Source organism: Limimaricola sp. AA108-03 (assembly GCF_050847355.1).
Lineage (GTDB): Bacteria > Pseudomonadota > Alphaproteobacteria > Rhodobacterales > Rhodobacteraceae > Limimaricola.
On record NZ_CP193755.1, the window covers coordinates 599,775 to 625,545 of the forward strand.

The 25,771-nt window shown below is 67.4% G+C and carries 29 protein-coding genes and 1 riboswitch; of the genes, 22 read left to right on the top strand and 7 right to left on the bottom strand.

The window, feature by feature from the left end; genetic code table 11:
- Positions 1-171: 171 nt before the first annotated feature.
- Positions 172-420: an accessory factor UbiK family protein gene (locus tag ACRAQ3_RS03055; RefSeq protein ID WP_085897110.1), complete on the top strand. Its 249-nt coding sequence runs from the start codon at positions 172-174 to the stop codon at positions 418-420.
- Positions 421-479: 59 nt separating this feature from the next.
- Here ACRAQ3_RS03055 and ACRAQ3_RS03060 read toward each other — a convergent pair whose 3' ends face one another.
- Both ACRAQ3_RS03060 and ACRAQ3_RS03065 read right to left on the bottom strand, forming a co-directional pair.
- Positions 480-1,166 (bottom strand): nucleotidyltransferase domain-containing protein, encoded by a 687-nt coding sequence (locus ACRAQ3_RS03060; protein WP_432255634.1) that lies wholly within the window; start codon positions 1,164-1,166, stop codon positions 480-482.
- A gap of 83 nt (positions 1,167-1,249) precedes the next feature.
- On the bottom strand, positions 1,250-2,287 hold the full coding sequence (locus ACRAQ3_RS03065) for a M42 family metallopeptidase (protein ID WP_432255635.1): 1,038 nt from the start codon (positions 2,285-2,287) through the stop codon (positions 1,250-1,252).
- 295 nt (positions 2,288-2,582) lie between these two features.
- On the opposite strand from ACRAQ3_RS03065, the gene ACRAQ3_RS03070 reads away from it, so the two are divergent.
- Positions 2,583-3,083: a YbjN domain-containing protein gene (locus ACRAQ3_RS03070; RefSeq protein WP_269397834.1), complete on the top strand. Its 501-nt coding sequence runs from the start codon at positions 2,583-2,585 to the stop codon at positions 3,081-3,083.
- A 13-nt stretch (positions 3,084-3,096) separates the two neighbouring features.
- On the opposite strand, the gene ACRAQ3_RS03075 is transcribed toward ACRAQ3_RS03070, so the two are convergent.
- On the bottom strand, positions 3,097-3,969 hold the full coding sequence (locus ACRAQ3_RS03075) for a glycosyltransferase family 2 protein (RefSeq protein WP_432255636.1): 873 nt from the start codon (positions 3,967-3,969) through the stop codon (positions 3,097-3,099).
- A 107-nt stretch (positions 3,970-4,076) separates the two neighbouring features.
- Here ACRAQ3_RS03075 and miaB point away from each other — a divergent pair, with 107 nt between their 5' ends.
- The 19 genes from miaB (at position 4,077) to ACRAQ3_RS03170 (ending at position 21,401) form a co-directional block, all read left to right on the top strand.
- Complete coding sequence (gene miaB / locus ACRAQ3_RS03080; RefSeq protein ID WP_432255637.1) at positions 4,077-5,405, top strand: tRNA (N6-isopentenyl adenosine(37)-C2)-methylthiotransferase MiaB; 1,329 nt, start codon at positions 4,077-4,079, stop codon at positions 5,403-5,405.
- A 260-nt stretch (positions 5,406-5,665) separates the two neighbouring features.
- Entirely contained in the window at positions 5,666-6,241 is a 576-nt protein-coding gene (locus ACRAQ3_RS03085; protein WP_432255638.1) for an OmpA family protein, read from the top strand.
- A 10-nt stretch (positions 6,242-6,251) separates the two neighbouring features.
- A complete protein-coding gene (locus ACRAQ3_RS03090; protein WP_085897103.1) occupies positions 6,252-6,551 on the top strand; it encodes a hypothetical protein in 300 nt (99 codons plus the stop codon).
- A gap of 210 nt (positions 6,552-6,761) precedes the next feature.
- A complete protein-coding gene (locus ACRAQ3_RS03095) occupies positions 6,762-7,751 on the top strand; it encodes a PhoH family protein (RefSeq protein ID WP_269397868.1) in 990 nt (329 codons plus the stop codon).
- Positions 7,723-8,304, top strand: a complete 582-nt coding sequence (gene ybeY / locus ACRAQ3_RS03100; protein WP_432255639.1) for an rRNA maturation RNase YbeY — start codon at positions 7,723-7,725, stop codon at positions 8,302-8,304. The genes ACRAQ3_RS03095 and ybeY overlap by 29 nt, the downstream gene beginning before the upstream one ends.
- Positions 8,288-9,205: a transporter associated domain-containing protein gene (locus tag ACRAQ3_RS03105; protein ID WP_269397838.1), complete on the top strand. Its 918-nt coding sequence runs from the start codon at positions 8,288-8,290 to the stop codon at positions 9,203-9,205. The genes ybeY and ACRAQ3_RS03105 overlap by 17 nt, the downstream gene beginning before the upstream one ends.
- 52 nt (positions 9,206-9,257) lie before the next feature.
- Complete coding sequence (lnt, locus tag ACRAQ3_RS03110; protein ID WP_432256254.1) at positions 9,258-10,739, top strand: apolipoprotein N-acyltransferase; 1,482 nt, start codon at positions 9,258-9,260, stop codon at positions 10,737-10,739.
- A 10-nt stretch (positions 10,740-10,749) separates the two neighbouring features.
- Positions 10,750-10,798, top strand: a riboswitch (SAM-SAH riboswitch).
- Between the two features lie 7 nt (positions 10,799-10,805).
- Entirely contained in the window at positions 10,806-11,987 is a 1,182-nt protein-coding gene (gene metK / locus ACRAQ3_RS03115; protein ID WP_432255640.1) for a methionine adenosyltransferase, read from the top strand.
- Between the two features lie 189 nt (positions 11,988-12,176).
- A complete protein-coding gene (gene trmB / locus ACRAQ3_RS03120; RefSeq protein ID WP_432255641.1) occupies positions 12,177-12,881 on the top strand; it encodes a tRNA (guanine(46)-N(7))-methyltransferase TrmB in 705 nt (234 codons plus the stop codon).
- 108 nt (positions 12,882-12,989) lie between these two features.
- Positions 12,990-14,336: a 3-phosphoshikimate 1-carboxyvinyltransferase gene (gene aroA, locus ACRAQ3_RS03125; protein WP_432255642.1), complete on the top strand. Its 1,347-nt coding sequence runs from the start codon at positions 12,990-12,992 to the stop codon at positions 14,334-14,336.
- Positions 14,333-14,944, top strand: coding sequence for a (d)CMP kinase (locus ACRAQ3_RS03130; protein ID WP_432255643.1), 612 nt, complete (start codon positions 14,333-14,335; stop codon positions 14,942-14,944). Before aroA ends, ACRAQ3_RS03130 begins: the two co-directional genes overlap by 4 nt.
- A 293-nt stretch (positions 14,945-15,237) precedes the next feature.
- On the top strand, positions 15,238-16,917 hold the full coding sequence (gene rpsA, locus ACRAQ3_RS03135) for a 30S ribosomal protein S1 (RefSeq protein WP_269397844.1): 1,680 nt from the start codon (positions 15,238-15,240) through the stop codon (positions 16,915-16,917).
- Between the two features lie 210 nt (positions 16,918-17,127).
- A complete protein-coding gene (gene ihfB, locus ACRAQ3_RS03140; RefSeq protein ID WP_085897095.1) occupies positions 17,128-17,409 on the top strand; it encodes an integration host factor subunit beta in 282 nt (93 codons plus the stop codon).
- A 9-nt stretch (positions 17,410-17,418) separates the two neighbouring features.
- A complete protein-coding gene (locus tag ACRAQ3_RS03145) occupies positions 17,419-17,784 on the top strand; it encodes a LapA family protein (RefSeq protein ID WP_432255644.1) in 366 nt (121 codons plus the stop codon).
- 2 nt (positions 17,785-17,786) lie between these two features.
- Entirely contained in the window at positions 17,787-18,425 is a 639-nt protein-coding gene (locus ACRAQ3_RS03150) for a phosphoribosylanthranilate isomerase (protein WP_432255645.1), read from the top strand.
- Between the two features lie 45 nt (positions 18,426-18,470).
- Complete coding sequence (locus tag ACRAQ3_RS03155) at positions 18,471-18,803, top strand: tryptophan synthase subunit beta (protein WP_432255646.1); 333 nt, start codon at positions 18,471-18,473, stop codon at positions 18,801-18,803.
- 69 nt (positions 18,804-18,872) lie between these two features.
- Positions 18,873-20,099, top strand: a complete 1,227-nt coding sequence (gene trpB, locus ACRAQ3_RS03160; protein ID WP_432255647.1) for a tryptophan synthase subunit beta — start codon at positions 18,873-18,875, stop codon at positions 20,097-20,099.
- Between the two features lie 95 nt (positions 20,100-20,194).
- Positions 20,195-20,599, top strand: a complete 405-nt coding sequence (locus tag ACRAQ3_RS03165; RefSeq protein WP_269397848.1) for a hypothetical protein — start codon at positions 20,195-20,197, stop codon at positions 20,597-20,599.
- Positions 20,559-21,401 carry a DUF7282 domain-containing protein gene (locus tag ACRAQ3_RS03170; protein ID WP_432255648.1) on the top strand — a complete coding sequence of 281 codons (843 nt, stop codon included), beginning with the start codon at positions 20,559-20,561 and terminating at the stop codon, positions 21,399-21,401. Before ACRAQ3_RS03165 ends, ACRAQ3_RS03170 begins: the two co-directional genes overlap by 41 nt.
- Positions 21,402-21,475: 74 nt before the next feature.
- Here the strand turns inward: ACRAQ3_RS03170 and ACRAQ3_RS03175 are convergent, their stop codons facing one another.
- The 4 genes from ACRAQ3_RS03175 to ACRAQ3_RS03190 form a co-directional block, all read right to left on the bottom strand.
- Positions 21,476-21,844, bottom strand: a complete 369-nt coding sequence (locus ACRAQ3_RS03175; RefSeq protein WP_432255649.1) for a DUF2237 family protein — start codon at positions 21,842-21,844, stop codon at positions 21,476-21,478.
- Positions 21,845-21,855: 11 nt separating this feature from the next.
- Positions 21,856-22,914, bottom strand: coding sequence for a DUF2332 domain-containing protein (locus ACRAQ3_RS03180; protein ID WP_432255650.1), 1,059 nt, complete (start codon positions 22,912-22,914; stop codon positions 21,856-21,858).
- Complete coding sequence (gene pth, locus ACRAQ3_RS03185) at positions 22,911-23,624, bottom strand: aminoacyl-tRNA hydrolase (RefSeq protein ID WP_269397852.1); 714 nt, start codon at positions 23,622-23,624, stop codon at positions 22,911-22,913. The genes ACRAQ3_RS03180 and pth overlap by 4 nt, the downstream gene beginning before the upstream one ends.
- Before the next feature lie 104 nt (positions 23,625-23,728).
- On the bottom strand, positions 23,729-24,373 hold the full coding sequence (locus ACRAQ3_RS03190; protein ID WP_432255651.1) for a 50S ribosomal protein L25/general stress protein Ctc: 645 nt from the start codon (positions 24,371-24,373) through the stop codon (positions 23,729-23,731).
- A 168-nt stretch (positions 24,374-24,541) separates the two neighbouring features.
- Here ACRAQ3_RS03190 and ACRAQ3_RS03195 point away from each other — a divergent pair, with 168 nt between their 5' ends.
- The gene (locus ACRAQ3_RS03195) at positions 24,542-25,702 is read left to right on the top strand and encodes an MFS transporter (protein WP_432255652.1); all 1,161 of its coding nucleotides are present in this window, start codon (positions 24,542-24,544) and stop codon (positions 25,700-25,702) included.
- Positions 25,703-25,771: the final 69 nt, after the last annotated feature.

Sequence of the window (25,771 nt, forward strand, 5' to 3'; positions counted from 1 at the left end):
GCGATACCTGCGGCGGCGTGCCGGGACTTGTCAATCCGGGCTCCCGCGCAGGAGGGCGGGGTCTCGCCATGTCGTGACCGGGCTGGCTGGCGTCGTCGTGGAGGCCGCCGCCTTGTCGCCGCCCCTTGCGCCGCCCATATAGGGACCAGCCCGAAACAGCGGAGACCCGCCATGCAATCGAGAAACAAGATCTTCGACGATCTGTCGCAGCTGATGACCAACGCGATGGGCGTGGCGCAGGGTGCGAAGGACGAGGCCAACAACGCCATGAAGTCGATGCTCGACCGCTGGCTGGCCGACCGCGACCTCGTGACCCGCGAGGAGTTCGACGCGGTGCGTGCGATGGCGCAGAAGGCGCGCGAGGAGAACGAGGCGCTCAAGGCCCGGATCGCGGCGCTGGAGACCAAGACCTCGAACTGACCGCGCCACGCGCGTCCGGGATGTGAAAGGGGCGGCCCGGCGGGCCGCCCCTTCGCGCGTCAGGAGGGCCGATGCGGCGGCGCGTCGCTGCGCCATTCGACCAGCGGCCCGCCGCAGGGGGCGTAGATGCGCTCGACCACCCCGATGACCGGGCGCGGGTCGGCCTCGACGAAGAGGCGGTCAAACCCGTCGAGCATCGCCGCGCCGGTCGCGCCTTCCTCGTCGCGCAGCAGGCGCACGACATGTTTGCCCCGTGCGCTCCACCGGTTCCGGGACCGCCGCAGGTGATCTACCGCAATCTGGTAGAGGGTCGCGCCGAGCACCCTGATCTCGCGCGGGTCCGTGGCACCGCGCAGGTCCTCGAGCAGATCGCCGGCGATGAAGCGGGAGCGCTCCAGCTCCTCGGCACTCCATGGGCGTGGTCCCTCGGCAAGGCGCCGTTCGGCACACAGGCGCGCCGCCCGGGCAAGCGGACCGGGGCGCAGCGAGATGCTGCGGATCACCATGTCCATAAGGATCGGCAGGCCCCGACTCGCATCCTTGCGAAAGAACAGGTCGAGCGAGTCTAGGTCGTGCACGAAGACCTCGCACAGCCGTCCCTCGGCGAGGAAGCTCTCGCGCCAGGCGTGGTCGAGCCGGTCGAACAGCACGACGAGGTCGATGTCGGAGCGGTCCGTGCCGCCGCCGCGCGCCAGCGAACCGGTCCAGAACAGCGCCGGTGCGTCCGGGTAACGCGTATCGGCCACGCGGCGGGCAAGGCGCTCAGGGGGGTACATAGTCGTCCGGGATTTGGGAAACGGGGCGGCCCGGCGGGCCGCCCATTCGCGTCTCAGGCCTCGAAGCCTTCGAGATAGGCCGCGAGGATGTCGCGGGCCGCTTCGAGATCGGTGCGGTCGACCATCTCGGTCACGGTGTGGATGTAGCGGGTGCCGACCACGATGCCCACGGCGCGGGCGCCCGCCGCCGCCTGCTGCGCCGCCGCGCCGTCCTGACCGCCTGCGGCCAGCATGGTGCGCTGGAACGGGATGCCCTTGTCCTGCGCCAGCTTCTCGATCTCGGCGACGAGGCCGCGATCGGCGATGAAGCTGCTGTCGCGCACATGCAGGCCGAAGCCCTTGCCCTGCACCGTGGTGCGGTCCTTGTCCGGCACGCCGGGCGTATCGCAGGCCAGCGTCGTGTCGACGCCGATGCCGATATCGGGGCGCACCTTGTAGGCGGCGGTGCGGGCGCCGCGCAGGCCGACTTCCTCCTGCGTGGTGAAGACCACGTGGATCTCGGCGCCGCGGCCCTTATCGGCCAGCTGGCGGATCGCCTCGATGCCGAGCCAGCAGGCGACGCGGTTGTCGAGCGCCTTGGAGACGAACTTCTCACCCATTTCGAGGAACGGCTCGTCCATCACCACCATGTCGCCGATCTTCACCTTGTCGGCGGCGGCCTTGCCGAGGCCGGTGTCGATGTAGAACTCGCCCAGTTCGGGCACCTTCTTGCGGTCCTCGGCCGAGGAGATGTGCAGCGGCTTGCCGCCCGGGTTCATCACCCCTTTGATGTCGCCCTGATCGGTGCAGACCAGCACCCGGCGCGAGAACAGGTTGCGCGGGTCGAAGCCGCCGACCGGCTGCAGCCACACGAAGCCCTTTTCGTCGACGTGGCTGACGAGAAACCCGATTTCGTCCATGTGACACAGCAGCATGATCTTCGGCGCACCTTCGGTGGCCGCGTCACGGCGGCAGATCAGGCTGCCCATCGGATCGGTCTCGACATGGTCGAACAGGCCTTCGATCTCGGTGGTGATCAGGTCGCGGACACGGTGTTCGTGGCCCGGCACGCCGGGCATCTCGCACAGGCGCTTCAAGAGGTCGGTGTTCATCGCAGTCTCCCGTTTTGCGGCGGAGGCTGACGCAGCACGCGACCGGGTGCAACGCCCGTCGTGACGGCAGCGTGCCCCTGCGGAACCGCCAGGAGCCGATTCGGTTATCCACAAGAAATGTCGGGAGTGATTCTCGAATCGGTCGAATCGGGGGGATTATCCCCAAGAAACGACTTTACAGCGACTCGGTCGAGACTCACCATATACACTCGAAGCCAAGCGGGTGGAAGAACCCCTGCCGCCGCATCCGAGACGGGCCTCCGCGTACCCGTCGCCGCAAAGAAAAGAGGCCGTCATGGCGCTGTCAGAGTCCTATCTCGACGACGAGATCCACCCGATCGACCTGGTCGAGCAGGTTGCCGACCTGCACGAATGGGCGGTCGAACGGGTGGCCGAGGATCAGATCGCGATGACGCTCAAGGGGCAGTGGCGTGATTACGCGGTGACGCTGGCCTGGCAGCCCGCCGACGAAACGCTGCGGCTGGCCTGCATGTTCGAGATGGAGCCGCCAGAGCCACGGCTGCCGCAGATCCACGACCTCATCAACCGCATCAACGACCGTTGCTGGGCCGGCGGCTTCACCTGGTGGGGCGCGCAGGGAATGATGGCCTATCGCTATGGGCTGGTATTGTCCGGCGGCCAGATCGCGGGTCCCGAGCAGGTCGATACGATGATCCACACGGCCTTCAACGCCTGCGAACGCTACTACCCGGCCTTCCAGCTCGTGTCCTGGGCGCATCGTGACCCGGCCGCTGCAATGCAGATCGCCATCGCCGAGGCCTACGGCCGGGCCTGATCGGAAGCCCCGTTCAGAACCATTGCCCGGGTTCGATCAGCCCCAGATCGAGAAGCTGTTGCGACCGCCAGGCGAAAGGCGTGGCGCCGGGCCAGTCGAAACCGTTGATCGCCTCGCGCGTGGCGGGGTTGCGGCGCAGCGCCTTCGCGGTGCGAAACGAGGCGGTCGCCGCCGTGGGCGAGCGGTGCCACGGGCATTGCAGCGTGTTGTATTCCGCTTGGTTGAACCGGTGATCTGCACCGAGCCTGAGGCCTGGGGCTGTGCGGAACAGCGCGATCCGCAGGATCTGCCGCCGGTCGGCGGGCACGTGTTCCTCGAGGCGCCAGCGCAGCCCGCCGTGGATTTCGGGCTGCCGCTCCATCAACCGGCCCTGCGCGTCATAGCGATCGCGCGCGTAATAGCCGATCCGGTCGAGATGCGCAGCCGCGCACGTGACGCCGGTCGGGTGGGCCTCGAGATCGGCGGCGAAGAGATCGAGCGTGACGCAGGGCACGCTGTCGCGCCGCTCCTCGGCCACGAAGGCGCAAAGATTGGCCACCCCACGATGCTCGGAGAACGGGAAGAACAGGTATTCGGCATTGTAGCAGTAGAACAGCCACTGGCCCGGCGCCGCGGCGGCGATCACGGCGTTGACGAGATCGGCGCAGGCGCCGTCGCGGCGTGTCTCTCCGCGCACCCAGGCGAGGCGGGGATCCGAAAGATCGGGCCGCGGCAGATCATCGGGGGCGATGGCCACGACCTGCGAGAAACCCAGGTCGAGGTGGTGGCGCAGCGTGCTTTCGACCTCGATACCATCCTCGATCAGAACCAGCGCGACCGGCCCCGAGAAGCCATGCCGCGCCTTGCGCAGCGCCGCCGCGAACCGCTCGATGCCGTCATGCTCCATTGCCGTCTCCCGCCGTTCGACCACAGGGATGGCGGGGGCGGGGCGACATTGCAAGATGCCGGGCTTTGGCTTAGACCCGGCCCCTGATCTCGCAAAGGATGGCCGCGATGGACCAGGCGCCCAAGAAGCTCTTCATCAAGACTTATGGCTGTCAGATGAACGTCTATGATAGCGAGCGCATGGCCGAGGCGCTGGGCGGGTCGGGCTACGTCACCACGGAGACGGCGGACGAGGCCGACATGGTGCTGCTCAACACCTGTCACATCCGCGAGAAGGCCGCCGAAAAGGTCTATTCCGATCTGGGGCGGCTGCGTCCGCTCAAGGAGGCCAAGCCCGGCCTGAAGATCGGCGTCGCCGGCTGCGTCGCGCAGGCCGAGGGCGAGGAGATCCTGAACCGGATGCCGCTCGTCGATCTCGTGGTGGGTCCGCAGAGCTATCACCGGCTGCCGGAGATGGAAGCCCGGGTCGGGCAGGGCGGTCGTGCCGTCGACACGGATTTTCCCGAAGACGATAAGTTCGCGGCACTGAAATCCCGGCCCAAGGCCAAGCGCGGTCCGACCGCCTTTCTCACCGTGCAGGAGGGCTGCGACAAGTTCTGTGCGTTTTGCGTGGTGCCCTACACTCGCGGCGCCGAAGTCAGCCGCCCGGCCGATCGCATCGTCGCCGAGGCGCGCGGGCTGGTCGAGGCCGGGGTTCGCGAGATCACGCTGCTCGGCCAGAACGTCAACGCCTGGCATGGCGATCTGAACGGGGCCGAGGGCGGTCTCGCGGCGCTGGTGGGCCAACTCGCGGCGATCGACGGGTTGGAGCGGATCCGCTACACCACCTCGCATCCCAACGACATGGACGAGGCGCTGATCGCGGCGCATGGAAACGAGGCCAAGCTGATGCCCTATCTGCACCTGCCGGTGCAGTCGGGCTCGGATCGGATCCTCAAGGCGATGAATCGCAAGCACACGGCCGAGCAGTATCTGCGGCTGATCGAACGGATTCGTGCGGCGCGCCCCGACATCCTGCTGACCTCGGATTTCATCGTCGGCTTTCCCGGCGAGACCGATGCCGATTTCGAGGCGACGATGCAGCTCGTGCGCGAGGTCCGCTATGGCTCGGCATTCTCGTTCAAGTATTCGCCGCGTCCCGGCACCCCGGCCGCCGAGCGCAAGGTCCAGGTCGAGGCGGCGGTGATGGATGAGCGGCTGCAACGGTTGCAGGGCCTGCTCGGCGAGCAGCAGCGCGCCGCGCAGCAGGCGATGGTCGGCCGCAAGACCACGGTGCTGTTCGAAAAGCCGGGGCGGCTGCCCGGGCAGATGGTCGGCAAATCCGAGCATCTCTTTGCCGTGCATGTGGACGCGCCCGAGACGCGGCGGGGCGACATCGCTCAGGTTCGCATCACCGCCTCGGGGCCGAACTCTCTCGCAGGCGAGCTTCTGGAATAAGCGTCGGGCGAATCAAGCCCCCTTCGTCATGAATGCGGCGGAAGCAAGGCGCGTTCAGTGACTCGGCACGCCCCAAGGGCGAATGGGTTGCCCGCATCGTGACAATGCCAGGGTGGCCGCATCTACTGTTGTCATAGTTCTCGGCAATTTACTGCCGAGGCCTTCCCAAGTGCTCGATCTGCATTAACACTCCTGCATCAGACCGCCTCCCAGCTGCCGGAGGAGGGGTTCGACGGTATGAGTTCGGGAAGGAAAAACAATTGGCCTCATTCATCAAAGCTAAGCTGCGCGCCGCGGTCGGGGGGATCGTCGCGGGCGGGCTGGCGCTCGGAGCGTTGAGCGTGCCGGCTGTGGCGCAGGATCCCCGGATCGTCGATGCCGAGCGCTACAGCCCGAATATCTGGATCGACCCCGACGGTTGCGAGCACTGGGCCATGGATGACGGGGCCGAGGGCTATATGGGCCCGCGGCGGCGCCGTGACGGCAGCCCGGTCTGCCACCGGTCCGAGATCTGCGGCGTGGTACCGACCGACACGCTCTTTGCCACCGATCGCTACGATATCTCGGCCGCGGGCCGCGAGCGGCTGCGCCAGTTCTTCACCCAGGCGAACGCCTTCGGTTTCCTGATCTACGGTCATACCGACAGCCGCGCGAGCGACGAGTACAACATCACCTTGTCCGACAACCGCGCCCGCGCGGTCGCCAGCGTGGCGCAGGGGGTCGGTGCCCGTGTCGTCGACGTGCGTGGCTTCGGGGAGCGCAAGCCCAAGGCGTCGAACGCGACCGCCGCCGGCATGCAGACAAACCGCCGCGTCGAAATCTACTGCCTGCGCTGAGGAGCGAGACATGACCATTCTCAAGAGTTTCGCGATCCTCGGCCTGCTGGGTTCCGCGGCCGCCTGCACGCCGATCGGGCCGGACAAGACCGCCGATCGCGGCATCAACTCGCATGATCTGTCGACGATGGTCGCCGGGATCTGGGTCGATCCCGATGGCTGCGACCACTGGATCATCGATGACGGGTTCGAAGGCTACATGAGCGAGCGCCTGACCCCCGACGGGCTGCCGGTCTGTTCCGGCGTGGCGCAGCCCGGCGTCGCGGTGGGCCCGTTCAAGGATGGCTCGCCGATCCCCGATCCCCTCTGACGAAGAAGGCGCTCGAACGCCCGGAAAACGGGCACCGGAGTGGGGCCGTGCCAGAAGGCGCGGCCCTTTTCGTGCGAATGGGCGGAAACGTGATCCGGGCTTGCGCGTTTTCTTTCAGGTGCCCATGTGATGCGCTTGCGCGGCCAGCCGCGAATTGCGACCATCGGGTTGCCGCTCGGCACCATCCGGCATGAGGAGTCCTGCTTGTCCATCGCCACCCCGACCGAGACCGTACTCGAGTTTCCGAACAATTTCCTGCTGATAGATCTTTGTGGTGAACACGATCGCCACATCGCGGCGATCGAGGAGCGGCTGGGTGTGCAGATCCTGCGGCGCGGCAACCGCCTGTCGGTGATCGGCGAGGAAGAGGCGGGTGCCGATGCGGCGCGCGTGCTTCGCGCTCTCTATGCCCGGCTCGAGGCCGGGCGCGCCGTGGAGCCCGGCGATGTGGATCGCGAATTGCGCATGGGCAGCCTCGAACCCGCCGGCACCGGCGAAGCCGACCAGATCGACCTGTTCAAGGCCGACCCGGCCGCCGAGCGGATCGAGATCAAGACCCGCCGCAAGCTCGTCGAGCCGCGCACCGAGGCCCAGAAGGCCTATGTGCGTTCGCTGTTCGACAACGAGCTGTGCTTCGGCATCGGCCCCGCCGGCACCGGCAAGACCTATCTGGCGGTCGCGGTGGGCGTGTCGATGTTCCTGCAGGGCCATGTCGACAAGATCATCCTGTCGCGCCCGGCGGTCGAGGCGGGCGAGAAGCTCGGCTACCTGCCCGGCGACATGAAGGAGAAGGTCGATCCCTACATGCAGCCGCTCTACGACGCGCTGAACGATTTCCTGCCCGGCAAGCAGGCCTCCAAGATGATGGAGGAAAAGGTAATCGAGATCGCGCCGCTGGCCTTCATGCGCGGCCGCACCCTGTCCCGCGCCTTCGTGGTTCTCGACGAAGCGCAGAACGCCACGACGATGCAGATGAAGATGTTCCTGACCCGTCTGGGCGAGGGCTCGCGCATGGTGATCACCGGCGACCGCAGCCAGGTCGACCTGCCGCGTGGCGTGACCTCGGGTCTGCATGACGCCGAGCGACTGCTCAAGGGCATCCCGAAGATCAGTTTCAACTACTTCACCTCGAAGGACGTGGTGCGCCACCCGCTGGTCGCCGCGATCATCGATGCCTACGAAGCCGATGGCGCCGCGTAAACCGGCCCGGCCGCCATTGGTCGACTGCCTGATCGAGGATCACCGCTGGGAGGCCGCCGGTCTTGAAGCGCTGGCCGAGGCCGCCTGCGCGACGGCGCTGCGCGGCGTCGGGCTCGATCCCGCGGGTTTCGAGATCAGCCTGCTGGGGTGTTCCGATGCGCGGATCGCCGATCTCAACGCCGATTTCCGGGGAAAGCCCAAGCCCACCAACGTGCTGAGCTGGCCCTCCGACGAGCGCGGCGCGGCGCGGCCTGGCGCACGTCCGGCGCCGCCGCGGCGCGATTCGATGGGACCGACCGAGTTGGGCGATATCGCCATCGCCTGGGAGACCTGTACCCGCGAAGCCGAGGCGAGCGGGCGGACAACCGCCGATCACGTGACGCATCTGTTGGTGCATGGGACCTTGCATCTGCTGGGCTATGACCATGAAACCGACGCCGATGCGGCGCTGATGGAAGGTCTCGAGACGGAGATACTTGGCAAGATGGGGGTGGCAGACCCATATGCCGCAACAGAGGCAGCACCGGAAGGAGACGATGGGCGACGCGTTTGACACGGCCGAAGCGGGACAGACCCGCGACGGCGACGGAGATGGTCCCGAGGGGCCAAGTAGCGTCACCGCCGAGAATGGCGGAGGGCGCGGTTTCTTCAGCCGCATCATCGGGGTGCTCAATCCCCCCGAGACGGACCTGCCGCCGATAGAGGCGCCGCGCAGCTTTGCGCAGGTGCTGCCGGTTCCGGGGATGCTCAATCTGCGCCGGATGCGGGTCGAGGACGTGATGGTGCCCAAGGCGGACATCACGGCGGTGCCTGTCACCATTCCGATGGAAGAGCTGGTCGAGGTGTTCCGCGAAAGCGGTCTCACCCGCATTCCGGTTTTCGACGGCACGCTCGATACGCCGATCGGGCTCGTTAATCTCAAGGATTTCGCGCTCAAGTTCTGCTTCGTGCCGGAGCGGCCCGATTTCAGCCTGCGCGATATGTTGCGCTCGCTGCTCTATGTTCCGCCCTCGATGCCGCTGGGCGTGCTTCTGCAGAAGATGCAGACCGAACGGATCCACATGGCTTTGGTGATCGACGAATATGGTGGCACGGACGGGCTCGTCACCATCGAGGATCTGATCGAAACCGTGGTCGGCGAGATCGAGGACGAGCACGATGTCGACGAGGCGCAGAGCTTCCTGCGCGAGAAGCCCGGGGTCTGGCTGGCGCTTGCGCGCACGCCGCTCGAAACCTTCGAACGGGCGATCGGCATGGACCTCACCGATCACGAAGAGATCGATGAGGAGGAGATCGACAGCCTCGGCGGCCTGGTGTCAATGCTGGCGGGGCACGTGCCCGCGCGCGGCGAGGTGATCGAGCACCCGGCCGGCATCGAGTTCGAGGTGATCGATGCCGACCCGCGCCGCATCAAGCGGCTCCGCATCCGCCTTCCCGAGAGCCGGGACGCCTGAGCGGATGAGTGCCGCCAGCTTGCGGTCCGGGCCCCGCCCCGCCGTGCGACGCATGGCGGCGCGGCCGTGGCCGCGGGCTGCGATGGCCGGTTTCGCGGGCGTGGCAGGGGCGCTGGGCCTCGCGCCTTGGGGGGCGTGGTGGCTGACGCTGCCGGCGATCCTTCTCGTTCTGGTGCTGCGCCGCCACGACGCGACGCGGGGCGGCGCCTTTTTGACCGGTTGGGCCTTCGGCGCGGGCTGGTTCGGGCTCGGTCTGTCCTGGATCGTCGAGCCCTTTTTCGTGGATGCCGCACGTGATGGCTGGATGGCGCCCTTCGCGGTGGTGCTGCTCTGCGGCGGGTTGGCGCTGTTCTGGGGTGCGGTCTTTGCAATCGCGCATCGTCGAAGCGCGGCCCTGCTCGTGGCGCTCTGGGTCGCGGCGGAGATGGCGCGCGGCGTGGTCTTCACCGGCTTTCCCTGGGCGATGCCGGGACATGTCTTCATCGGTACGCCGGTGGCGCAGCTCGCAGCGCTGGGCGGCGCGCCGCTTCTGACCCTGATTGCGCTGGGCCTGCCGGCGGTCGCGCTTTCCATCGGGCGCAGCTTCTGGCTTGCGGTGCCGGTGCTGGCTTGTGCCGGGGCATGGGTCGTGCTCGATCCCGGCCCGGCGCCGGCCCCGTCCCCCGATGCCCCCATCGTGAGGTTGGTGCAGCCCAACGCGGTGCAGTCGCTGAAATGGGACCCGGACTGGGCGCCCGTGTTTCACGACCGGTTGATGTCCCTCACGGCAGACGGCCCCGTGCCAGACTTGGTGGTCTGGCCGGAAACGGCGCTGCCATGGCTTCTGGATCAGTCGGAGGCCGCCTTGGCCGAGGGTGTGGTGGCGGCGCGCGGAGCGCCACTGGCGCTGGGCATCCAGCGGCGCGAAGCCGCGCGCTACTACAATTCCGCCATCGTCCTGGACGGGGAGGGGCGGATCGCCTCGCTCTACGACAAAACACATCTCGTACCGTTCGGCGAATACATCCCCTTTGGCGAGGTGGCGGCGCGCTTCGGCATCCATGGTCTCGCGGCGAGCGAGGGCGGCGGTTACACGCCCGGCCCCGGGCTGCATCCGGTCGCTGTGCCGGGGATCGGGCTGGCGTTGCCGCTGATCTGCTACGAGGGGATCTTCGCGCGAGAGATCAACGCGGTTGCGGCGACCGGGGCGCTGCGGTCTCGGCTGATGCTCCTGATGACCAATGACGCCTGGTTCGGCACCCTGTCGGGGCCCTATCAGCACTTCGCACAGGCCCGGCTGCGCGCGATCGAGCAGCGCATGCCGATGGCGCGGGTCGCCAATACCGGCGTGTCGGGCATGATCGATGCCCAAGGCCGGGTGACAGCGCGGATCGGGCTGGGCGAGACCGGGGCGCTGGATGCGGCGCTCCCGCCGCGCGGTGTCGCGCCCGCCTATGCACGCTGGGGCGATGGGCCGATGCTGGCGATGCTGATGGCGCTGGGACTGGCAGGTATGCGTCGGAAACGGCTTGACCGGGACCGGGCCGGGGCGTAGCGAAGCCGGATTCCCGGCACAACGGCTTCCTGGCGTGTCGGGCGAATTTCAATGGAGCGCCTCTTCATGTCCCGCCAGAACTACATCTTCACCTCCGAATCGGTGTCCGAAGGCCATCCCGACAAGGTCTGCGACCGGATCTCCGACGCGGTGCTCGACGCGCTGCTGGCCGAGGAGCCGGAGGCGCGCGTCGCCTGCGAGACCTTCGCCACCACCAACCGCGTCATCGTCGGCGGAGAGATCGGCCTGCGGGATCGGGACCGTCTCGAGACGGTGCTCGGCGGGGTCGAGGGCATCGTACGCGACTGCATCCGCGACATCGGCTACGAGCAGGACGCCTTCCATCATCGCGATGTCGAGGTGACCAACCTGCTGCATGCGCAATCGGCGCATATCGCCCAAGGCGTCGACGCCGCCGAGGGCAAGGAAGAGGGCGCGGGCGATCAGGGCATCATGTTCGGCTATGCCTGCCGCGAGACGCCCGAATTGATGCCGGCACCGATCCACTACGCGCATCGCGTGCTCAAGCGGCTGACCGAAGCGCGCAAATCCGGCGCCGAGCCGACGCTGCGCCCCGATGCCAAGAGCCAGATATCGCTGCGCTACGAGAACGGCATGCCGGTCGGCGTCACCTCGATCGTGCTCTCGACCCAGCATTCCGACGAGGGCCAGACCAGCGCCGACATTCGCGAGATCGTCGAGCCCTATATCCGCGAGGTGCTGCCGCAGGGCTGGATCACGCCCGAGACCGAATGGTGGGTGAATCCCACCGGTCGCTTCGTGATCGGCGGACCGGACGGCGACGCAGGCCTCACCGGTCGCAAGATCATCGTCGACACCTATGGCGGCGCTGCGCCGCATGGCGGCGGCGCCTTCTCGGGCAAGGATCCGACCAAGGTCGATCGCTCGGCCGCCTATGCCGCGCGCTACCTCGCCAAGAACGTGGTCGCCGCGGGACTGGCGGAGCGCTGCACGATCCAGCTCTCCTACGCGATCGGTGTCGCCCGGCCGTTGTCGATCTATGCCGACACCCATGGCACGGGCGAGGTCGCCAATGCGGCGATCGAGCGCGCCGTGGCGCAGGCGATGGACCTGACGCCGCGCGGCATCCGCACCCATCTCGGGCTGAACCGTCCGATCTATGCCCGCACCGCCGCCTATGGCCATTTCGGCCGCGCCCCCGAAGCGGATGGCGGGTTCTCCTGGGAACGTACCGATCTTGGCGAGGCGCTCAAGCGGGGGCTGTAAGGGCGGCGCCCGGCTCTACTTTGGGGCGCTTGGGAATGGGCGTTCCATTTGCGTATTTGGAGAAAGATGAACCATGGGGCACGCTCCCCTTGGTTCATTTCCCCATAGATACGCATGGCGACCGGCCGGGGCGCCCGCCCGCTGATGGGGATGTTGCGCGCTGGCGCGACCCGCGCTAACCCGCGCGCCATGACAAAAGGCTCGCACCCCATCGGCGCCCCCTGGCGCAACTTCTATGGCCGGATTCACGGCAAGACCCTGCGCCCGACGCAGAAGGACCATCTCGAGCACGATCTCGACGCGCTCTCGCCCGGCCCGGTGGGCTGGGACGTGAACCCCGAACGCGAAAAGCTCGACCTCGCGAGGCGGTTCGGCGACAGGCCGGTCTGGCTCGAGGTCGGCTTCGGCGGCGGCGAGCACCTCGTGCATATGGCGAAATCCTATCCCGATGTCGCGATCATCGGCGCCGAGCCCTTCATCAACGGCGTGGCGATGCTGCTGGGCAAGATCCGCGACGCCGAGGTGGACAACATTGCCGTGCATCCGGGCGATGTGCGCGACCTGTTCGACGTGCTGCCCGATGGCAGCATCGAGAAGGCCTTCCTGAACTATCCCGATCCCTGGCCCAAGGCACGGCACCATCGTCGGCGCTTCGTGACGCAGGAGCACCTTGAACCGCTGTTCCGGGTGCTGTCGCCGGGCGCCGAGTTCCGCGTGGCGACGGACATTCCCGACTATGTGCGCCAGACGCTCGAGGAAGTGCCCGTCGCGGGGTTCGAACGCGTCGATCATCCCGACGATCAGGCCTGGAGCGACTGGCCCTCGACCCGCTACGAGCAAAAGGCCCTGCGCGAGGGGCGGCGTCCGCACTACCTGACCTTCCGCCGGCCGTGAGGCTTCGGCCGGGCGTATTGCGTATTTGAGGAACAAAGTGGCCATGGGCGTGGACCATGCCTCGGCGTCGGTCTAGGAACGCAGGCGATCAACTCACGAGGTGCCCCGATGTCCGGCCATGGCGATCCGATCCCGATGATGTCCCAGCGCGGACCCGCCCTCACGGGCGAGGCGCATGTGCCCGGCGACAAGTCGATCAGCCACCGCAGCCTGATCCTCGGTGCGCTTTCGGTGGGAGAAACGGTGATCGAGGGTCTGCTCGAGGGGCAGGACGTGATAGACACCGCGAAGGCGATGCGCGCCTTCGGCGCAGAGGTCACCGATCACGGCGGGGGCCGCTGGTCGGTGCATGGCGTCGGTGTCGGCGGCTTTGCCGAGCCCGCGGGCGTGATCGATTGCGGCAATTCGGGTACCGGCGTACGGCTGATCATGGGGGCGATGGCCACCACGCCGATCACCGTGACCTTCACCGGCGACGCCTCGCTCTGCTCGCGTCCGATGGGCCGCGTCACCGATCCGCTGGCGCTGTTCGGTGCGAAGGCCGAAGGGCGCGAAGGCGGGCGGTTGCCGATGACGATCACCGGCGTGCGCGATCCGATGCCGGTGCGCTATACCGTGCCGGTACCCTCGGCGCAGGTGAAGTCGGCGGTGCTGCTGGCGGGTCTCAACGCGCCCGGCAAGACCGTGGTGATCGAGAAGGAGGCCACCCGCGACCATACCGAGCGGATGCTTGCGGGGTTCGGCGCCGAGATCACGGTCGAGGAGACCGAGGAGGGCCGGGTGATCACACTCACCGGCCAGCCGGAGCTGAAGCCGCAGCACATCGTGGTGCCGCGCGATCCCAGCTCCGCGGCCTTTCCGGTCTGCGCTGCCCTGATCGCCGAAGGCTCGGACGTGCTGGTGCCCAATATCGGTCTGAACCCGACCCGCGCCGGGCTGTTCGAGACGCTGCGCGAGATGGGGGCCGACCTGACCTACGAGAACCCCCGCGAGGAGGGCGGCGAGCCGGTGGCCGATCTGCGCGCGCGTTTCTCTCCGGACATGAAGGGCATCGAGGTGCCGCCCGCGCGCGCTGCGAGCATGATCGACGAATATCCGGTGCTCTCTGTCGTCGCGGCCTTTGCCGAAGGCCCGACCGTGATGCGTGGCGTGCGTGAGTTGCGCGTTAAGGAGAGCGACCGGATCGACGCCATGGCGCAGGGGCTGCGCGCGGCTGGCGTCGAGGTCGAGGAGGGCGAGGACTGGTGGGTCGTGCATGGGCTCGGCCATGGCAAGGTGCCCGGCGGCGCCACGGTGGAGAGCCGGCTCGATCACCGCATCGCCATGTCGTTCCTGGTCATGGGACTGGCCACGAACGCGCCGATGCGGGTCGATGACGGCGGGCCGATCGCGACCTCCTTTCCGGTGTTCGAGCCCTTGATGACCGGGCTCGGCGCGGATGTGAGGCGGGCATGATCTTCACGGTCGCCATCGACGGTCCGGCCGCGGCCGGCAAGGGCACGGTGGGGCGCGCCGTCGCGGCGCATTTCGGCTTCGCGCATCTCGACACCGGGCTCCTGTATCGCGCCGTGGGCGCGCTGGTACTCAAGGGCGCCGAGCCGGTGGCGGCGGCGCGCGGACTGGTGCCCGAGGCGCTGGAGCAGCCGGGGCTGCGCAGCCCCGAGGTCGCGCAGGCGGCCAGCGAGGTCGCGGCAATCGGCGAGGTGCGCGCGGCGCTGCTCGATTTCCAGCGCGGCTTCGCCCGGCGCGAGGGCGGCGCGGTGCTCGACGGGCGCGACATCGGCACGGTGATCTGCCCCGAGGCCGAGGTGAAGCTCTTCGTTACCGCCAGCGCCGAGGCTCGGGCCGGTCGTCGGCTGGCGGAACTGGTCGAGGCCGGGCATGCGGCGAACTTCGACAGCGTCCTCGCCGACGTGCAAGCGCGCGACGCGCGAGATTCGGAGCGGGCCACGGCGCCGCTGCGGCCGGCGGATGATGCGCATCTGCTCGATACCTCGGAGCTCGACGTGGCGCAGGCCGTCGCCGCTGCCATCGCAAAGGTCTCCGCTGCCCTCGATCAATAGCGGGGGCGGCGTGGCCGCGCCCTGCGGCTGGGAGCCTCGGCCCGGGCGGCCCGGTAGGGCGGGGGCACGCATCGGTGCAAGAGGGTGTGGCCCTGCCGCTTGATCCGAAGGCCGGTTCGCTCTATAGACGCGAGCGTCGAGGGGCGGTGCGTATTGCGCGCGAGCAGGACGAGACAGGGTCGGAATTTCCGGCCCCGGTCGCGTTGGACGCCCTTTCGGCAAGCCGAAATCCAAAGACCGGCGGAGACAACCGCCTGGCCCGTATAGCGACTTACAAAGGAAAAACTGACCGCATGTGCGCTAAAGCATCCATGGAGGAATTCGAAGCCCTCCTGAACGAAAGCTTCGAAATCGACACGCCGTCCGAAGGCAGTGTCGTCAAGGGCCGCGTTCTCGCCATCGAGGCGGGCCAGGCCATCATCGATGTCGGCTACAAGATGGAAGGCCGCATCGATCTCAAGGAATTCGCCAACCCTGGCGAGCAGGCCGATCTGAAGCCCGGCGACGAGGTCGAGGTGTTCCTCCGCCAGGTCGAGAACGCCCGCGGCGAAGCCGTCATCTCGCGTGAGATGGCCCGCCGTGAAGAGGCGTGGGACCGTCTCGAGAAGGCCTATGCTGACGAGGAGCGCGTCGAGGGCGCCATCTTCGGCCGCGTCAAGGGTGGCTTCACCGTCGATCTCGGCGGCGCCGTGGCCTTCCTGCCCGGCTCCCAGGTCGATGTGCGCCCCGTGCGCGACGCCGGTCCGCTCATGGGTCTCAAGCAGCCGTTCCAGATCCTCAAGATGGACCGCCGCCGTGGCAACATCGTGGTCTCGCGTCGTGCGATCCTCGAAGAGAGCCGCGCCGAGCAGCGTGCCGAGGTCATCGCCAACCTGCACGAAGGCCAGACGGTCGACGGCGTGGTCAAGAACATCACCGAATACGGTGCGTTCGTTGATCTCGGCGGTGTCGACGGCCTGCTGCACGTCACCGACATGGCATGGCGCCGCGTGAACCACCCCTCGGAGATCCTGTCGATCGGCGAGACCGTCAAGGTCCAGGTCATCAAGATCAACAAGGAAACCCACCGCATCAGCCTCGGCATGAAGCAGCTGCAGGACGATCCGTGGGATTCGGTGGAAGCCAAGTTCCCGATCGAGAGCGTGCACACCGGCCGCGTGACCAACATCACCGACTACGGCGCCTTCGTGGAGCTGGAGCCGGGCGTCGAGGGTCTGGTCCACGTCTCCGAGATGAGCTGGACCAAGAAGAACGTGCACCCCGGCAAGATCGTCTCCACCTCGCAGGAAGTGGAAGTGATGGTGCTCGAGATCGACAGCGCCAAGCGCCGCGTCTCGCTCGGCCTGAAGCAGACCCAGCGCAACCCATGGGAAGTCTTCGCCGAGACGCACCCCGAGGGCACCGAGGTCGAGGGCGAGGTGAAGAACATCACCGAGTTCGGCCTGTTCGTGGGTCTCCCGGGCGACATCGACGGCATGGTTCACCTCTCGGACCTGACCTGGGAAGGTCGTGGCGAGGACGTGATCGGCGACTTCCGCAAGGGCGACGTCGTGAAGGCCAAGGTCACCGAGGTCGACATCGAGAAGGAGCGCATCTCGCTCTCGATCAAGGCGATGGACGGCGACCCGTTCGCGGATGCCATCGGCGGCGTGAAGCGCGGCTCGATCATCACCGTCGAGGTGACCAAGATCGAGGATGGCGGCATCGAGGTGACCTATGAGGGCATGAAGTCCTTCATCCGTCGCTCGGACCTGTCGCGCGACCGCGCCGAGCAGCGCCCCGAGCGCTTCGGCGTCGGCGACAAGGTCGATGTCCGCGTCACCAACGTCGACAGCAAGACCCGCAAGCTGGGCCTGTCGATCAAGGCGCGCGAGATCGCCGAAGAGAAAGAAGCGGTCGAGCAGTACGGCTCCTCCGATTCGGGCGCCTCGCTGGGCGACATCCTCGGCGCCGCCCTCAAGGGCGACCGCTGAGCCCGACCGGGGCCCTCACGGGCCCCGGACAGCTCTTCGGCCCCGTCGCCCCACCCGGGCGGCGGGGTCTTTTCGTGAACGGAGCTTCAAAAGCGTACCCTTGATTTACCAGACTATTTATCGGAACCCGGAGAGGGCCTATAGTCTTGAGGTCACAGCCTCGTGACGTCCAGCACCCGCAGGGCGAAGCAGGCAGGGGGAGGCCCGCTCATGATTCGATCCGAACTGATCCAGAAGATCGCGGACGAGAATCCGCATCTCTACCAACGCGACGTCGAAAAAATCGTGAACACCATATTCGACCGGATCACCCAGGCCATGGCCGAGGGCAACCGCGTCGAACTGCGTGGTTTCGGGGCCTTTTCGGTCAAGAAACGCGACCAGCGGCTGGGCCGCAACCCTCGCACCGGCGAGGCGGTCGAGGTCGAGGAAAAACACGTCCCCTTCTTCAAGACCGGCAAGCTGTTGCGCGACCGGCTAAACGGGAAATAGAACCACCACATGAGAGCTTTCCGCACCGCCTTCTGGGGCATCGTCGCCATCTGTCTCGTCATCCTCGGCCTCGCCAATCGTGGCATGGTCACGCTGCGGGTGCTGCCCGAGGGGCTGAGCGGGCTGTTCGGCGTCTCGCCCGACATCGACATGCCGCTCTATGCCGTGATCCTGATCGGCGTGGCACTCGGCCTGATGATCGGCTTCCTGTGGGAATGGCTGCGCGAGCACCGGCACCGCGCCGAGGCCCGCAAGCGCGCCCGCGAAGTGAACCGGCTCGAGCGCGAGGTCGACCGACTGCGTCACGAGAAGCACGAGGGTCAGGACGAGGTGCTCGCGCTGGTCGATCGTCCGGCGACGCCCGCCCGCGCCTGATCATGCCTGTCTCCGTCAAGATCTGCGGCCTGTCCGACAGGGCCGGGCTCGACGCTGCCGTGACCGCAGGCGCGCGCTATGTGGGTTTCGTCTTCTTCGCGAAATCACCGCGCGCGGTAAGCGTCGAGCAGGCCGTCGAGTTGGCTGTCGAGGTGCCGCCGGGCATCGCCAAGGTGGCGCTGGTGGTCGATGCCAACGATGCCATGCTCGACGAGATCGTGGCCCGTGTGCCGCTCGACATGCTTCAGTTGCATGGCCGCGAGACGCCAGAGCGCGTGGCCGAGATCCGCGCCCGTCACGGGCTGCCGGTGATGAAGGCGGTCGGGGTGGCCTCCGAGGCGGACCTGCCCGCGCTCGATACCTATGCCGCAGTGGCCGACCAGATCCTCGTCGATGCCAAGGCTCCGAAGGACGCGCCCCTGCCGGGCGGCAACGGGCTGGCCTTCGATTGGCGGCTGATCGCAGGGCGGCGCTGGCCGGTGCCGTGGATGCTGGCCGGCGGGCTGACGCCGGACAACCTCGCCGAGGCCGTGGCCCGGACCGGGGCACGCCAGCTCGACGTCTCTTCCGGGGTAGAGAGTGCGCCGGGCGTCAAGGACGCGGCCCGGATCCGCGCCTTTCTCGACGCTGCACGCGGTTGAGCGCAACAGATTGCGCTGCCCCCTCGGCTGCCCTACATGCCGTCCATGAGCAAAACCGTCGATCACGAGCGTGAGAAGGCCCGGCTGCGCCGGCAGATGCGGGCCATGACCGGCGGATCTCCCCGCCTGCATGGGCTGACCGAGCGATTGATGGCGGATCGCGCGCGCTGGATCCGCATCCCGGCAGGGCTGTTCCTGATTCTCGGCGGTCTCGCGGCGATCCTGCCGCTCTTCGGCCTGTGGATGCTGCCGATCGGGCTGGCGCTTCTGGCGGTGGACCTGCCGATGCTGCGACCAAGCGTCAACACCGCGCTGATCCGCGGTCGTCGCTGGAGCGAGGGCATGCTGCGGCGCTGGCGCGACCGCGGCGACGAATGACCGCCAAGGCCCTTTACCGTCAGGCATGGCAGGGGTAGTCCGGGAGCCGAACGCGAGGAGGCCCAGCGCATGGCGGACGATCTCATCAACAGCTTCATGGCCGGGCCCGACGAGGGCGGCCGCTTCGGACAGTTCGGCGGGCGCTTCGTCTCCGAGACGCTGATGCCGCTGATCCTGTCGCTCGAAGCGGAATACGACAAGGCCAAGACCGACCCGTCCTTCTGGGCCGAGATGGACGACCTGTGGACCCATTACGTGGGCCGTCCCAGCCCGCTCTATTATGCTGAGCGGCTGAGCGAACATCTGGGCGGCGCGAAGATCTATCTCAAGCGCGACGAGCTGAACCACACCGGCGCGCACAAGATCAACAACGTGCTGGGACAGATCATCCTTGCCCGCCGCATGGGTAAGACCCGGATCATCGCCGAGACCGGCGCCGGCCAGCACGGCGTGGCGACCGCGACCGTCTGCGCCAAGTTCGGCCTGAAATGCGTGGTCTACATGGGTGCGCATGACGTCGAGCGTCAGGCGCCCAACGTGTTCCGGATGCGGCTTCTGGGGGCCGAGGTGGTGCCCGTCACCTCCGGGCGCGGCACCCTCAAGGACGCGATGAACGACGCGCTGCGCGATTGGGTCACCAATGTGCGCGACACCTTCTACTGCATCGGCACGGTGGCGGGGCCGCACCCCTATCCGGCGATGGTGCGCGATTTCCAGTCGATCATCGGCAAGGAAGTCCGCGAACAGATGCAGGCCGCCGAGGGGCGTCTGCCCGACACGCTGATCGCCGCGATCGGCGGCGGCTCGAACGCGATGGGGCTGTTCTTCCCGTTCCTCGACGATCGCGAGGTCAACATCATCGGCGTCGAGGCCGGCGGCAAGGGCGTGTCCGACAAGATGGAGCACTGCGCTTCGCTGATCGGCGGCCGTCCCGGCGTGCTGCACGGCAACAAGACCTATCTGCTGCAGGATGATGACGGGCAGATTCTCGAGGGTCACTCGATTTCGGCCGGTCTCGACTATCCCGGGATCGGTCCGGAGCATGCCTGGCTGCACGAGATCGGCCGCGCAAAATACGTCTCGATCACCGACATGGAGGCGCTCGAGGCGTTCAAGCTCTCCTGCGCGCTCGAAGGGATCATCCCGGCCTTGGAGCCGAGCCATGCGCTGGCCCATGTGATGAAGATCGCGCCCGAACTGCCCCGGGACCACCTTCTGGTGATGAACATGTGTGGCCGTGGCGACAAGGACATCTTCACCGTCGCGAAACATTTGGGCGTTGATATCGCGACCTGATCTGGCACTCCTCACGTTTATGTGATCCTTCGCCGTTGAACGGAGTCCTCCGACGACACGTTGGGCGGCGAACTCACAATTCGAGAGGACACGACATGCTGAACAAACTGAGTGCCACCCTCGCGACCACCGCTTTCGTTCTCGGCGCTTCGACCGCCGTGGCGCAGAGCATTCCCTTTGCCGAGGTCGATGCCAACGAAGACATGATGCTCTCCAACGAGGAGCTGGTCGCGGCCTTCGGTGAAGACGGCGCGATGATCCTCATGGAGGATGACACGGATGGCGACGGCATGCTGAGCGTGCAGGAAATTCGTGTCGCCACCAACATGGATGCGACCATGGAACCGGAGATGCGCGCCGAGTCCGACGATTCCGAGGATCCGGATTACCGTGACACCACCGAGTCGCCGATCCAGACCAACGACACCGAGACCGAGGGCTTCATCGAAGAAGGTGAAGATGGCGACGGCGACGCTGGCGACGAAGACGACGGCCAGTAAGCGTCACTTCCCTTCAACACTGCTGCGGGGCCGGCCGGACAATTGTCCGGCCGGCCTTTTCTGTTTCGGATCGGGCGATTGCTGCACTCACGGATGGGACACACGCATGTGTCGCGCTGTAACGAACCCAAGCGCGCTGCAGGTGTTGGGGGGTGAACTCATTCTGGAGACCAACATGCTGAAAACATTCACCACTGCTGCCGCTCTGACCGCTCTCATGGCCGGTGGCGCCATGGCGCAGGACGACATGATGATCGACGAAAATGCCATGGAGATGTCCATGGCGGATGGTCAGACCACCGTCACCTTCCCGCGCATCAATGCGCGCCAAGACGGCTACATCGTGCTGCACGCCGTTGCGGATGGCGAGCCGGTGGTGCCGGAATCGCTGGGCCACGCGATGGTCATGGCGGGTGAGAATACCGGCGTCGCCGTGGTCGTGCCGATGGCCCTCTCCGCCGGCACCGAACTGGTCGCCATGCTGCACGCCGAGACGAACGGCAACGGCGTTTATGATTTCGGGCCGGGCATGACCGACGTCGATACCCCGGTCCTGCTGAATGGCGCGCCGGTGACGGCGATGTTCACCGTTCCCGAGGGCATGGCGGTCGACACCGTCGATGCCGTGTCCACCCCGGACGTCGCCGAGCCTGAGGAGCGGGCCGAATCCGACGACGCCGAGGATCCGGATTACCGCGACACGACCGAGAGCACGATCCAGCCCAACGATACCGAGACCGAAGGCTTCATCGAGGAAGGCGAGGACACGGAAGGCGCGGGCGACGAGGATGACGGCCAGTAATCGGCCCGACGCTCAAGCAGCGATATGACGCCACGAGGCCCCGACCGGATCCGTTCCGGTCGGGGTCTTTGTCTTCAGGCGGAATGCGCTTCGAGCACTTGGATCGGCACGATCTCCAAGGCCCGGCGATGCGTGGCGGCGAGGTGGACACGCGGGGCGCAGCCTTCGTCATGCGCCTGCAGGAACCGCCCCGCGCAAAGACACCAGCTGTCGCCCGGCTTCAGCCCCGCAAAGCCGAACTCGGGCCGGGGCGAGCTGAGATCGTTGCCGACATATTTCGAATAGGCGAGGAATTCGGCGGTCATCACCGCGCAGACGGTATGGCTGCCCGCATCCTCGGCGCAGGTGTTGCAATGCCCGTCCCGGAAGAAGCCGGTGAGCGGGTCGGTGGAACAGGGCTCCAGTGCCTTGCCGAGCACGTTGTACTTCTCGTCCATCTCCATGGCGGTCTCCTTCAGTTTCCGGCGGCGTCCAGCCGCTCCGGGCCGGTCCAGCACAACCAGCGCCCGTGAAAGTCGATCCGTCCCAGCGTGATGTCGTGATCGCCGGGCCAGAGCCGCAGCCCGATCCGCGCTCCCGGCTCCTTGCCATCCGCTTCCATCGACACCCAGGCGAGCGGCGCGGCCTCGGAGGCGCGGGCGCCCGCGGCCTCGATCAACGCGCGGCCACGCTCCTGAGCTTCGGGTGGGAAGTATTGCCAGGCGATCGAGTGAAACACGATGTGCAGGTGGTCGGGCAGGGCGACGGCGAGGCGCGGCTCGAGCCAATCAATCGCGTCGGCGCGTTCGACAAGACCCGGTCCGCGCAGATCCATCGCGGCCCGGGTGCGTTCGATCCGGTCCGTCTGGTCCGGCCACAGATAGGCGATGAGACGCAGCGCGTCATCGGGGTGCGACGGTTCGAGCGGCGCGAGATCCACGCCGCGCCGTTCGGCGACCGTGACCTCGGTGGCGGGGGGAAGCGGACCCTTCCAATCGGGACTGAGCACGACGGAGGCGTTTTCAGGCCCGTAGCGCCGACCCTTCACCTCCATCCCGAAGCCATCGAAGCCAAGGTTGAGCCCGCCGCTCGCTCCCAACTCGGAGAGCCGGATCGGGAGGCCGAAGCGATCGGTGAGCAGATGCACCGTGGCGATCAGCGCCGCGGCCCGGCGCACCTCGTTGGTCTGGGGTGGGCTCTGGATCCAGTCGAGCAGAAACCCCTCGTGCCGCTGCATCGCACCGGTTACGGCGCTCAGCAGCTCGTCGTCGGAAACCGCATGGGGCGGATAGGCGGCGGCGAGGGCCGCGTCCCGGCCCTGTAACACCAGCGCATGCAGCCCGCCCGCGAGGCGCAACGGCAAGGCGGCCGCCTGCGAACCCACCTCACCGGGCCAGGCATCGAGCCGTTCAGCCACGGTGTCGGGCAACGGCCAGAGCGCGGACAGCAATGCCATCAGCCGCCCCATGAAGGGCGAGCCCAGCGCCTCGCAATGGCGGGCCTGGTCCTCCAGTGCCACGCGCATGCGGTTCATCTGAAGCGGTCCGCCAGCTTCTGCAGCGCGGAACGATTGTCGGGCACCTCTGCGACGGTTTCGGTCATGGCCGAGGCCTTCGGCGCGGGCTCCGCCGGCGCGGGTTTCGCCGCGGGGCCCTTGCTGCCGCCGCCGGAGCGCGGCGGGTTCAGCCGCAGCGCCACGGCGTTGAGGAAACGCGCATCGTCACCGCCGGCCAATGCCGCCGCCCCGTCCGAGACGCCGCGCAGCATGTCGTCGAGCCAGTCCTCGTCCGCCTTGGCGAAATCCTTGAGCACGTAGCCCGGCACCTTGTCCTTGTGGCCCGGATGTCCGACGCCCATCCGCACCCGGTCGTAATGCGGGCCGACATGCTGGTGGATCGAGCGCAGCCCGTTATGGCCGGCATGGCCACCGCCCGCCTTGGTCTTGAGCCGGCCCGGTGCGAGGTCGATCTCGTCGTGGAACACGGTGATGTCGGTGCTGTCGAGCTTGTGAAAGCGCATCGCCTCGCCGACCGACTGGCCGGAGAGGTTCATGAAGGTGGCGGGCTTCAGCAGCAGCACCTTCTCATGGCCGAGCCGCCCCTCGGCGACCTCGCCCTGGAACTTCGCGCGCCACGGCGAAAAGCCGTGATCCTCGGCGATCCGATCCACGGCCATGAAGCCGATATTGTGACGGTTCCGGGCGTATTTGGCCCCCGGATTGCCTAGTCCGACAAAGAGTTTCATGCGCGCGAAACTAGCGCGCGGGGTCGGGCAGGGCCAGTGGCCGGATGCAAAACGGGGCCCCGAAGGGCCCCGTTCCGTCAGATGCATCGTGATCGCGGTCGCGATCAGGAGTCGGACTGCTCGGTCGCTTCGACCTCGTCGGCGGCGGCCTCTTCCTCTTCGGCAGCGGCGGCAGCGAGCTTCGAGGGCGCCGAGATGTTGGCGATCACGAAGTTGCGGTCGATGGTCGGCTTGGCGCCCGACGGCAGGGTGACGTCGTTGATGTGGATGACATCACCGATTTCCTTGCCGGTCAGGTCGACGACGATCTGCTCGGGGATCTCGCCGGCGAGCACGTTCAGCTCGACCTCGGGGCGGACCACGGTGAGCACGCCGCCCTTCTTGATGCCGGGCGCGGCCTTGTGGTTCTCGAACTCGACATGGATGAACAGGCTGATCCGGGTGGTGCGGCGCAGGCGCAGCAGGTCCACATGGGTCGGCAGGTCCTTGACCACGTCGCGCTGCACCGAGCGGCAGATGACGCGCACGTCGTCCTGGCCCTCGACCTTGAGGTTGAACAGCGTCGACAGGAACCGGCCCGCCTTCAGCTTCTTGATCAGCGCGTTGTAGGGCAGGTTGATGGGGAGCGGATCGACGCCGCCGCCATACACGATGCCCGGAACGAGGTTCTCGCGACGTGCCTGACGAGCGGCCCCCTTGCCTGTCCCCGTGCGTGCCGTGGCGACGAGATCCGGAATCTCTTTGGCCATTGGTAAGTCCTTTCAGGTGATGGGCCATCCTCCAAGGGTGTATGGCCCGATTCAGAACCCGAGCCCTTAGCGCCGAATCCTCCGTTTGAAAAGACCTGCATGGGCGAAATCCGGCGCATCCGTGCCGCGTCGCTGGACTGTCCGCGCAGGGCATGCCACGCCGCCGCCATGGCCATTCTCTCCGCACTTCGACTGACCCGCGCTCCGGGCGCCGCCTTCGTGGTGATGGGGCTCTACTGGGGCGTCTTCGCCGCGCATGTGCCGGTGTTCCGCGACAGGCTGGGCGTTGACGACGCGCTGTTCGGCACGCTGCTTCTCGGATCGTCTCTAGGCCTTCTCTCGACCATGTGGCTGACACCGAAATTCGATCGGGGGCTCGGCCGTGCCGCGTTGCCCACCGCCGCGGCGTTGCTGGCGATGGCCTGGATCGCGCCCTCGCTGGCGGTGGCGCCGATGGCCTTCGCGCTCGGCATGGTCGGGGTCGGCATGGCCTCTGGATTGCTCGACGTGGTGATGAACGCGCGGGTGAGCCAGATCGAGGCCCAGTCGGGCCGGTCCCTGATGAACGCCAATCACGGGCTGTTCTCCTTGGCTTACGGCTTGGCTGCGCTGGCCTCTGGCGTGACGCGCGAGGCGGGGCTGCCGATGACCGCGGTGTTCGGTGGCGTCGGACTGCTGGTCCTGGGCCTGATGCCGCTCCTGTCCCGTGCTCCGGCCCCGGCCGTCGCGCCGCAAGAGGGCGGGGCGGTGCGGCTGCCGCTCTGGCCGGTCCTGCTCTGCGGAATCGTGGTGATGATCGCCTTCCTGAGCGAAGCCACCGTCGAGAGCTGGTCGGCGCTGCATATCGAGCGGACGCTTGGCGGCGGTGCGGCGCAGGGCGCGCTCGGGCCGGCGCTTTTGGGCGTGACGATGACGCTGGGCCGGTTCGGCGGGCAGGGGCTGGCCGAGCGGCTCAGCGAAACGGCGGTGATCCGGGTGGCGGCGCTCGTTTCCGCGACCGGTGCCGCGATCGCGGCCATGGCGCCGGGGCCGGTGGTCGCCTATCTGGGCTTTGCGGTGACGGGGCTTGGCATTTCTGTGATCGGGCCGATGGGGCTGGCGCTCGCGGGTCGCATGGTGGCACCGTACCAACGGTCTCAGGCGATCGCCCGCGTCGCGGTCATCGCTTTCTGCGCCTTCCTGATCGCGCCGGTGCTCATGGGGGGATTGTCCGAGGCCTTCGGTCTGCGCGCGGCCTTCGGCGCGGTGGCGCTGCTGTTGCTGATGATCCTGCCACCGGTGCTGGCGCTGCGGCGCCGCGCCGCCGCGCCGTTGGCCGTTCCGGCCTGAACCATTTCCAGCGTTCGGGAATATCAAGGGCGCTCCGGTATCGCATGAAGCCATTGCGGCGGCGAGTAG